The organism is Photorhabdus heterorhabditis, assembly GCF_001280945.1.
GTDB classification, from domain to species: Bacteria; Pseudomonadota; Gammaproteobacteria; order Enterobacterales; family Enterobacteriaceae; genus Photorhabdus; species Photorhabdus heterorhabditis.
The window spans coordinates 1-10,490 of record NZ_LJCS01000093.1 but is presented as its reverse complement, the minus strand read 5'-3'; the positions used below and the strand labels follow the sequence as shown (position 1 = coordinate 10,490).

Below are 10,490 nucleotides of genomic sequence, written 5' to 3'. Positions count from 1 at the left end.
GTTATATACCCAATAGATTTCAAGTTGCAGTGCGGCGGCAAGTGAACGCATCCCCAGGAGCATAGATAACTATGTGACTGGGGTAAGTGAACGCAGCCAACAAAGCAGCAGCTTGAAAGATGAAGGGTATATAGAGGCAATTAAATTAATCGCCTGTATCTATTATGATTTAGACAATTAACAACATGTCATTACAAAAAAAGCGGGTAATAATATTTTACTCTGCCATAATATCAGCAATAGATTTATCACTAGTAAAACTAAAATTTCATATCATGTTGTAGAAAAATAGGATTAAAGTACCCATGTGAAACTATAAATCAATGCAGCTATTAAATTAATAATATTTCGCAAGAATAATGAATTTGACTTTTACATTCATAAAGAACACCATAAATATACAGACAATATCTTTATAAACAATCGGTTTCATTATTAAGTATTCTTTTCTATAGCCTGCTCAATTCACCCTAATTGATAATCTGTGCTTAATTACTATTAAACAGTAAAAATATCGATGATTTATTTGTTATCAATATTTCCTTATAATTAAAATCAGGAGATTATTCATGTATATCCAAGATTGGCATCCGGCAGATATTATTGCAGCTCTACGAAAACAAGGAACAAATCTTTCAGCGGTTTCCCGAAAAGCAGGTCTGGCGTCATCTACACTGAGTAATGCCTTACATCGTCCGTGGCCAAAAGGAGAAGCCTTGATCGCCATCGAATTAGGTTTACATCCATCCGATATTTGGCCATCACGTTATAAACCTGGCAAAGAAAATAAGTTCCTGATAAGCAGCATAGAGTGCTGGTAGCATTTCGATGCCTTATTTTAATGTCATTTCACGACTGTCCATAAAGAGATTATTACGCAGATGTAACGGAAACGAAAAAGCCCCGGGAGATTACCCAGGGCTTCGGAATTTTGGCGGTGCGGACGGGACTCGAACCCGCGACCCCCGGCGTGACAGGCCGGTATTCTAACCGACTGAACTACCGCACCGCGCAGCGTTCTGGTTGAGAACGTGGTGAATATTACGAACCCAAATTCATTCCGTCAATGTTTTTTATAACAAAAAGGCACACCTGATCAACTTTTCACCCCAAAAGGTAATTTATCTGAAATTTTATTTTAACTCTGTCCAGAATTCATACGCCACAGACAGCTTCCACCTTTCTTCTCAACTAAATCCAATCTGGATTCATGAGCCGCAAGTTCTTCATCTGTTGCGTAAATAACTTTTAACTCAGTTTTAGGACGGGTAATACGGTGCACTTCAGAAACATTAGCACCGCCAGATACTTCTCCTTCCATCGAAAACGCAAGAGCAGTCTGCCCGCCTGTCATTATCAGGTAGACATCAGCCAATATCTCCGCATCAAGTAATGCTCCGTGTAAGGTTCTCTTAGAGTTGTCTATATCATAACGATCACACAACGCATCAAGGTTGTTTCTTTTCCCCGGAAATAATGCTCTTGCAAGTTGTAAGCTATCAGTAATCTTACAGAAATCAGCCGTTGGCGGGATATCACGATTCAGTTTCCCAAACTCATAATCCATAAAGCCGATATCAAAGGGGGCGTTATGGATGATCAACTCAGCGCCACGAATAAATTCAATAAATTCATCGGCAATATCAGCAAACAGCGGCTTATCCTGCAAAAATTCATCACTTATTCCATGAACTTCGAATGCTTCAGGATCGACCAATCTGTCTGGTTTAATATAGATATGAAAATGGCGCCCAGTCAGACGGCGGTTAATAACCTCCACAGCCCCAATTTCAATAATTTTGTGCCCTTCATAGTGAACACCGAGTTTATTCATACCGGTGGTTTCGGTATCAAGGACAATTTGTCGTGTAATTGCAGTGCTCATAATGCCTTTTTATGTCAGACTAAGATTTTGGATTGAATAGGATGAGTCTACCAGAGATGAGCAAACAGGTAGAAATTTTCACCGATGGATCTTGTCTGGGCAATCCGGGGCCAGGTGGATACGGTGTTTTATTGCGCTATCAACAACACGAAAGAACCCTTAGTGAAGGTTTTCATCACACAACTAACAACAGAATGGAGCTGATGGCTGCTATTATTGGCCTGGAAACGCTAACACGCCCTTGCAAAATCATACTCACCACCGATAGCCAATATGTGCGTCAAGGTATCACCCAATGGATTCATAACTGGAAAAAACGCGGCTGGCGTAAAGCAGATAAATCCCCTGTCAGCAATGTAGATTTGTGGCAACGCCTTGACCAAGCAATTGCCCGCCATGATATTGACTGGAAATGGGTCAAAGGCCACGCAGGGCATAGTGAAAATGAACGCTGTGATGAGTTGGCTCGGACTGCGGCAAACTCACCGACAGAAACCGACACTGGATATATCGAAAATACAGATTAATTACGCTTTCGATAACATTTTGTTGCGCCAACTGCACCGCTTAATTTAGGCTTTAACAACGTTACTTTCATCTGGTTTAGAGTTAATGGTATTGTCCGTTTACGGGCAATAATCAGACTTATACAACCAAATACAGGCAAGTGCCGATTAAAAAAACCAGTTTCATTTCGCCAGGGTAATACTTGAAAATTCCCGCGATACAGCACTTCATAATTAAGCAGACTTAACCAATCAAGTTGGCGCATCAGGGAAAACATATGACTGCAATAGGGCTGACAGCGCCATAATCCGGGCACTAATTTTCCTAAGCCAAGCAAACTCAATGAATTGAAGCCACTAATAATAATCCAACCATCATCAATTATCACTCGGTCAACTTCCCGTAACAAACGATGAGGATCTTCACTGTAAGCCAGCATATGACTCAACAAACAAGCATCAACCGATTTTTCTTCAAACGGCAGATGGTAAGGATCGGTAATCACCTGCATATTCTGCCCTTCCTTACCAACATTAATCTGGTTGAAAATCGGGCACGCCTTGCTATCAATTTCGGCACTCAAATTACCGATTTTCAACAGATGGAAACCAAATATTTTCTGCCACCAGGGTTGTAATTGACGTTCCAAAGCGGCACGGTAATATTCCCCCCAAGGTAAATCAGCCCAAGAAGCCGGGGGGTTCATGTTCTGTATTGTACGTGCAGATTTCACGGCTTCTTTTCCTTAATAAACTGCTGTTAATAAGAGGTATACAATGAAGCTTATCAGCATTCCGGCCCTTTCAGATAATTACATTTGGTTACTCTGTGACGAAAATAGACACTCTGTCATCGTCGATCCGGCGGAATCACAACCTGTTCTTGATACCTTAAAATCGCATGGCTGGATACCCAATGCGATTCTACTTACCCATCACCATCACGATCATGTTGGTGGCGTTCCAGGCATTCTTGATCAATACCCCGAGCTACCAGTATACGGCCCAAAGGAAACACAGAGCAAAGGTGCCACAATGATAGTACGTGGCGGGAATAGCATCAATTTCGGTCATTTTTCTTTCCAAGTTATAGATGTTCCTGGTCATACTCTGGGACATATTGCTTTTTATCAGGCACCTTACCTCTTTTGTGGGGATACATTATTCTCCGGTGGCTGCGGGCGCCTCTTTGAAGGCACCGCTGAGCAAATGTATACATCTATAGGGAAAATAGCCGCGCTACCTGATGACACACTCATCTGTTGCGCTCATGAATACACCGTTTCTAATATGAAATTTGCGCATGCGATTCTACCTAATCAGGCCATCAGTGAATATCAGCAAAAAGTAACCCAAATGAGGGAAAACAATCAACCAACAGTACCAACCACGTTACAAATTGAGAAAAAAATTAACCTTTTCTTAAAGTGTGATGATGTTGATTTGCAAAGAAATATTGGAATTGAACCCAATACCCAACCGCTTTCCGTCGTTTTCCGTCGACTCAGAATGAATAAAGACCAATTCTGATTAAGATAGTTGCCATATCAAGATAAGATAAGTATTATTGCTCGTCTTTTAAGCAACTATAAAAATTAATCATGAAGACAAAAGCGATTCTGTTCGCATCTGTCTTGCTGGTTGGCTGTCAATCCGGGCCAGATTGGTCAACGACAGCCGGGCAACGGGCACAGAATTCGTCTTCAACGAGTCTGAAAACAGGCAAGGCAGCAGCAACTGATGATAGCGGCCAGTTAGCTGCCTACTGGAAGGATGGTGATCCTAGCACTCAACAAGAGCTATGGGGATACATTCGTGATAAGTTGAAGATGAAGATCCCTGACAATTACAGGGTTCGTGAACAACGAAATTACTACTTAAAACACAAGAGCTATCTCCACGATGTAACTTTACGGGCTGAACCGTATATGTACTGGATAGTCGGGCAGATTAAACAGCGCGATATGCCGATGGAACTGGTACTGGTACCCATAGTGGAGAGTGCTTTTAACCCGCATGCTACCTCACATGCTAAAGCAGCAGGTCTGTGGCAGATTATCCCAGATACTGGCCGCAACTACGGCCTTACTCAAGACAAATGGTACGATGCACGCCGAGATGTTGCCGCCTCAACAACTGCCGCATTGAACCTGTTGCAACGCCTCAACAAAATGTTTAATGGCGACTGGCTACTGACTATTGCTGCTTACAACAGTGGCGAAGGCCGTGTTATACGCGCCATGAAAGGAAATGAAGCAAAAGGCAAACCGACAAATTTCTGGTCATTATCACTGCCGAGAGAAACTGCGCTCTATGTGCCTAAAGTTCTGGCGCTTAGTGATGTCATCCGCAACAGCGATAAATATGGCGTAACGCTGCCAAAATCCAATAATCAACGGGCTCTTGCACAAGTTGATGTTGGGCAGCAAATCACGCTGTCTCAAGCCGCAGAAATGGCAGGCATGTCCCTAACTTCTATTAAGGCATACAACCCCGGATATAAGCGAGGAGTGACATCCCCTAATGGCCCACATTATATTATGCTGCCAAAGTCAAAAGTTGATCAGTTTAAAAATTCATTGACAGATGGAACCGTTTTAAACAATATTCGTCAGGAAGTTGCTAAAAATAACCTCCGCCTGAATAAACAAAGCCAATATAAAGTTCGTTCAGGTGATACATTATCCGTAATTGCAAAACGGTTTAATATTTCTATCCGTGAATTACAACGTATGAATAACCTAAGGACTGCCAATTTATTGAAAATCGGGCAGACATTGAGGGTAAATAACGACAACGCTATTATTTACCGCGTTCGTCAGGGTGATTCAGTGGCCAGCATTGCTAAACGTCACGGTATTAATATTAAAGACTTAATGAGCTGGAATGACGGCATAAAAATTACAGATGTCAAACCTGGAATTGAATTAACGCTTTATGTCAATGAATTTTCTGATGAAGCTTAAAATCCTTTCCCGGTGGTGTTTTAAGGACGACAATAATAGATGGCCCTCTTTTGGGGCCATTTCCTTTATATCCAGTGGGATAAAGCTGAAATTGTAATATTCATAGCGGCTTCATAATCAACATCCCAGGATATTAAACATGCTATTATTCAATATTATGATTCTACATTAGATAGCGTTATCACCCGATCTGCACAGGCAATCGTCGATGGTCTGTGGGCAATAATTATCCGAGTTATCGATAAAGCTGAAATCGCAGCATTAATAGAAGCTTCATTATCAATATCTAAGTGACTAGTCGCTTCATCCATGAATAAAATATTGGGGCGACGATAAAGAGCTCTGGCAATCAATAAACGCTGTTTCTGACCACCTGATAAGCTCCCCCCTAACTCACTTAACATTGTTTCATACTTCATGGGTAATTTAAGAATATCTTGATGGATATTGCTCAATATGGCACATTTCTCAACCCATATTTCGTCTCTATTATCATCGAAACCAGAAATATTTTCGGAAATGCTACCAGCAAAAAGTTTATCTTCCTGTAAAACACAGGCAATATGCTTACGATAATTATTTAGCCCAACATCCATAATATTGATATTATTAAAAAGAATCTCACCATGAGTGGGTTCTATTAAGCCAGCCATTAATTTCATCAATGTAGTTTTACCAATACCAGAAGGACCAACAATAGCAACACTCTCACCAGATTCAAAGCAAAGATTGAGATTATTAATAATTGGCTTACCATATTCATCATATCGAAAAGTTAAGTTCCTGACCTCCAAAGAGGAGGCCTTTTCTGGTGCCACAATACGACGTGATTCTTTTTGCTCTTCTGTTTTAGATAACGCAATATCGGAAATACGCTCATTATGTAACGACAACATTCTGAATTGCAGAGCAATGTTAATTAGATTAGCTGTCCTATCCGCAAACAACCCCCGATATGCATTAAATGCCACAAACATTCCTACGGTCATATTCTCATTAATCACTTGATTAGTCGCTAATCCAAGAATAGTAATTTGTTCTAATGTGACGATTAACGCATTGACTTCAGCAAAAATCATATCAAATTTATTAAGACGAATTTGAGAGTTACTTGCTTCTATATTGAGATTTAGCCATTGTTGTGAACGATGTTTGATAAGACCTAATACTTTCAATGTAGTAATCCCATACAATGTCTCCATTAAATGAGAATTTGACCGCGCATTTTTTACAATTTGCTCATGGGAAGCTTGTTGATAATATTCATAAGTTATTACCCGAAGTAAGGTATAAATAAGTGTAAATCCTACCACAACCCATAATAGCCAGCCGCCATATAATAACATCATGATAAAAACACCCGTTACCATGATACTATCAATAACTCCTCTTACCAAGGTATCGGTAAACGTATCGCGAATAACATCTAATGAATTAAAACGCGATTGAATATCCCCAAGTTTTCGTTTTTCAAAATAGACTAAAGGCAACCCCATTAAGTGATTAAATAAGCCATTTTTCCACTGTATTTCGATCAAAGCCCCCATAACAATAGAAAGCCAAGATCGAATTAAACTAGCAAATGTCCGAAAAACTGTAAAAACAATCAGTCCAAGGCAAATAAGAACTAATAGATCTTTATCCTTTGATAAAATCACATGGTCCATGACCAATTGCGTTCCAATCGGTAAGAGTATATTAACCAGCTCGACAATGATAGATAAGCTAATTAATTTTACCAGAAATGCCTTAACTCCTTGGACATTATTAAATAATTCTATAAGTCTTACTGGGTTTTGTATAGTTTTAACCTTAACTTTAAACTCATTATTAGGCCATAACTCAAGAGCCACGCCAGTAAAATGAGAGGCAACCTCTTTTAACCCGATAACTCTACGACCAAATTCTGGATCATGAATAATAAATCGTCCAAATCGAATATGGACTAATACGACAAAATGATTCATATCCCAATGTAAGATACAAGGCAATTTTAGATTATGTAATTCATCCAGCTCTAAACTTAACGCTCGTGACTGCATCCCTAAATTATTAACTATTTCACCCAAACCTGAAATATTTTTCTCCATATTAGAGGAACCAAAACGCTGCCGCAAAGAAGACAGTTCCACTTTAATACCAAAAGCATGCCCTACCATCGCAATACATGTTAAACCGCTCTCAGAGGCTTCATTTTGAATAATTTGAGGAACCTTTTGTTTGAAACCTAAATCCAATTTTTTGTAGATGTCTTTTAACATATCTATTTCCCTATGTCCTGTTCCGTAAGACTTGATTTAATGCCATAGAAAGGCGTAAACATCCATTGGTACAAATAGCGTTTTTCCAAAAATACCGTAGTTTGCGCACGCATATTACTACTAATTTCCATGGAATTGCCTTGGTAGATAAAGCGATTTTCATCAAGTGTTACAGTGACTTTATAGTAGGATTGATTAGTCATCGTATTGGATATAATAGGAGAATTACTGTAGCTTTTTAGTTCCTGATATGAAGCAGCCACATTAGAAATTGAAATAATATGTCCACCAAACTGACCAAATTTTTCATAAGGAAAAGCATCATAGCGTATATTGACTCGATCACCAATCTTAACATAGGGAATACTATTATTTGGCAGCCAGAATACTAAATAATAAAGTCGATCTTTTCCTGGACTGAGTTGTGCTAAACTATCACCTGTGTTAATCATTTGTCCCGGCGTTACACTTAAGGATTCCACCAATCCATCATAAGGAGCCGTGACTAACATAGCTTCATTTAGATCGATATTAGCCAGTTTTATTTCCAATTCTGAACGTTGATATTGATATTCAGATATTCTGTTATCAAATTCAACAGCCGTGGTAATCATATCACTCTTCAATTTTTCCACTTGAAGTTGCGCTTGTATTTTTTGACTATAAATATTTTGATATATACCTTGTTGCTGATAGAAAAGAGATTTTTGATTTGCTAATTGATCTTTATTAATAAGCCCTTTATGTAGATATTTTGTGTAGGAATTGGAATATTTTTCCATTGTAGTCAATCCCTCTTGGGCATCTCTAAGCAAATTTTCTACCGTAGAAATCACCCTAAGATACTCATCAATTTGTTGCTGAATATTCTTAAGTGTTTGGTTTTTATCTTCCTCTATTTTGGCAATAATTTGCTCAGTCAACATAATTTGACGATTTATCGATAAACGAGACTTTATGCTGACATTGCCTGAATCACTAATTTTGCTGGAATCAATTTTATAAAGCTTTGTTCCCCTCGATACAAAATCACCAGGCTTAATATATTGATCTGTAACTATTCCCTGTGTTGTGGAAAACAAAGTTATCGTTTTAGGCGAAGTAATCACCTCTCCTACTACGTTAATGCGCCGGGTATAACTACCGAAAAATATCAGAAAAATTATGGATAACGCGATAACGGTAGAGAAGAAAAATACTAATGGTGCAGGAATGACAGAAATAATGTGGGCTTGACCAAGCCATGAGTTTTTATGATTTCTAACAGAATAATTATAAGGAGTAATATTGTGTTTCATATAGTTAATCCATGTTAATCGGTTAGTCGTCAGTAATAGTCAAGATCCTCTGATGTTCAGCATATACCCGTCATCTTTCAAGTTGCCTCTTTGTTGTCTGCACTCGCTCACCCCGGTCACAGAGTTATCTGTTATCTATGCTCCCGGGGATTCACTCCCTTGCGGTCGCGACGCATCTTGAAATCCATAGGGTATAGTGCAATTACCCATACAAATATTATGTGCATTATTACTACACATTTTCATAAAAAAAATCAATCGCTTTTGGAATGGGTTTGCTATAACTGGAGCCGATCAGGAAAGTAGAGATAAAAATATGTTAAAGGCTAAACTATTTCATACTTTCCATCATCTCCCCAAATACAGTGAAATTTTGTGAGACAAAACACATTTTAAAAAATAACCATTGCATTCACAAAAAAAGCGCGTATTTATAATAACCACAATATTTATAAGGTTTATCCGGGTTTAGTACTAGATATTTTAGCCCTACAGTTTATATTTATATAGATATGCCCGTATGACTCCAGCAGTACGTCAAGAAATATAACATAGTCGAACGAGCATAAATGAACTGATGATATTCAGTACAATATCAACCCGAAAACCATCGCAAAGTGGAAAGAATATCTATACCCATGATGCACCGATGGGGCCATAACAATGTATATGTAGCCTGAGGGACAGATCATGAATTTCATCAATGTAATAAAGCCTACTCATGTTTGTAATTTATCTTGTACTTATTGCTACAATGAAGATATCCGCAAGCCAATTATGACAGAAGAGACTTTGTCCAGAGTCATTTTCGAAACTTTTTCTTACGCAAATCATTTAGGATGTTTTTCCGGTGTTGAATTTATATGGCATGGTGGCGAACCATTTATACCAGGCATAAAATTCTACGAAAACGTTTTACGGTTACAAGAAAAATATTCAAATGGAATCTCATATATCAATTCCATACAAACTAACGGAACACTTCTAACTAATAAATGGGTTAGTTTTCTTTCAAATAATGATTTTCTTGTTAGTCTTTCTATTGATGGCCCGAAAGCATTACATGACGCAAACAGAATAGATAAAAAGGGAAATGGCAGTTTTGATCGTGTGATGTCTGGAATAAGAAAATTAAACCAAGCAAACCAAAAGTTTGGTAGCGTACTTGTAATTAATAAACAAAACAAAGAACATGTTGAAAATATATATGATTTTATGGTATCAGAAAAAATAGCATTCAATGTTATACCAATGACAAAGTCCGGTAGTGCTGTATGCTCTTATGAAGATTTAGGTTTAGAAGCAGACGAATATTATGAACCTTGGATTAAGTTATACGATTTATGGTTTGATGCTGAAAATGATAGATATACTTATATCTCTGATTTCGTCAGGAAAACACAAGCTATAATGGCAGGAAGGGCAGCTGACTGCATTGGGATGTCACCAGGGCGCGAGCATACTTTGACTCATCTTCATCCAAAGAACACTCTTGCACGATAATCATCACTCCAGCCTGCTTTCTTGAGCTTGTTTCTCTGGCTCGGGGCGCCACAATCACATTGTTTAACCAT

The 10,490-nt window shown here is 38.6% G+C and carries 9 protein-coding genes and 1 tRNA gene; 5 read left to right on the top strand and 5 right to left on the bottom strand.

All coding sequences use genetic code 11. The annotated features are described in order from the left end of the window. Positions 1 to 569 precede the first annotated feature (569 nt). On the top strand, positions 570 to 821 hold the full coding sequence (locus tag AM629_RS19620) for a helix-turn-helix domain-containing protein (RefSeq protein ID WP_054481289.1): 252 nt from the start codon (positions 570 to 572) through the stop codon (positions 819 to 821). 111 nt (positions 822 to 932) lie between these two features. Here AM629_RS19620 and AM629_RS19615 read toward each other — a convergent pair. Together AM629_RS19615 and dnaQ are read right to left on the bottom strand one after the other, a co-directional pair. Further along, a tRNA-Asp gene (locus AM629_RS19615) sits at positions 933 to 1,009 on the bottom strand. A gap of 129 nt (positions 1,010 to 1,138) precedes the next feature. Further along, positions 1,139 to 1,885 (bottom strand): DNA polymerase III subunit epsilon, encoded by a 747-nt coding sequence (dnaQ, locus tag AM629_RS19610; RefSeq protein WP_054481287.1) that lies wholly within the window; start codon positions 1,883 to 1,885, stop codon positions 1,139 to 1,141. A 56-nt stretch (positions 1,886 to 1,941) separates the two neighbouring features. On the opposite strand from dnaQ, the gene rnhA reads away from it, so the two are divergent. Next, positions 1,942 to 2,412, top strand: a complete 471-nt coding sequence (rnhA, locus tag AM629_RS19605) for a ribonuclease HI (RefSeq protein ID WP_054481293.1) — start codon at positions 1,942 to 1,944, stop codon at positions 2,410 to 2,412. On the opposite strand, the gene AM629_RS19600 is transcribed toward rnhA, so the two are convergent. Next, positions 2,409 to 3,125 carry a class I SAM-dependent methyltransferase gene (locus tag AM629_RS19600; protein ID WP_054481285.1) on the bottom strand — a complete coding sequence of 239 codons (717 nt, stop codon included), beginning with the start codon at positions 3,123 to 3,125 and terminating at the stop codon, positions 2,409 to 2,411. The genes rnhA and AM629_RS19600 overlap by 4 nt on opposite strands. A 43-nt stretch (positions 3,126 to 3,168) precedes the next feature. Here AM629_RS19600 and gloB point away from each other — a divergent pair, with 43 nt between their 5' ends. Continuing rightward, a complete protein-coding gene (gene gloB, locus AM629_RS19595) occupies positions 3,169 to 3,921 on the top strand; it encodes a hydroxyacylglutathione hydrolase (RefSeq protein WP_054481284.1) in 753 nt (250 codons plus the stop codon). 71 nt (positions 3,922 to 3,992) lie between these two features. After that, on the top strand, positions 3,993 to 5,357 hold the full coding sequence (mltD, locus tag AM629_RS19590) for a murein transglycosylase D (protein ID WP_054481282.1): 1,365 nt from the start codon (positions 3,993 to 3,995) through the stop codon (positions 5,355 to 5,357). Positions 5,358 to 5,512: 155 nt separating this feature from the next. On the opposite strand, the gene AM629_RS19585 is transcribed toward mltD, so the two are convergent. Then, a complete protein-coding gene (locus AM629_RS19585; protein WP_054481280.1) occupies positions 5,513 to 7,618 on the bottom strand; it encodes a peptidase domain-containing ABC transporter in 2,106 nt (701 codons plus the stop codon). Positions 7,619 to 7,620: 2 nt separating this feature from the next. After that, the gene (locus tag AM629_RS19580) at positions 7,621 to 8,916 is read right to left on the bottom strand and encodes an HlyD family secretion protein (protein ID WP_072161954.1); all 1,296 of its coding nucleotides are present in this window, start codon (positions 8,914 to 8,916) and stop codon (positions 7,621 to 7,623) included. A 690-nt stretch (positions 8,917 to 9,606) separates the two neighbouring features. Between AM629_RS19580 and AM629_RS19575 the strand changes: the two genes are divergently transcribed. Further along, on the top strand, positions 9,607 to 10,419 hold the full coding sequence (locus AM629_RS19575) for a radical SAM protein (protein ID WP_054481277.1): 813 nt from the start codon (positions 9,607 to 9,609) through the stop codon (positions 10,417 to 10,419). The last annotated feature ends 71 nt before the right edge of the window (positions 10,420 to 10,490 follow it).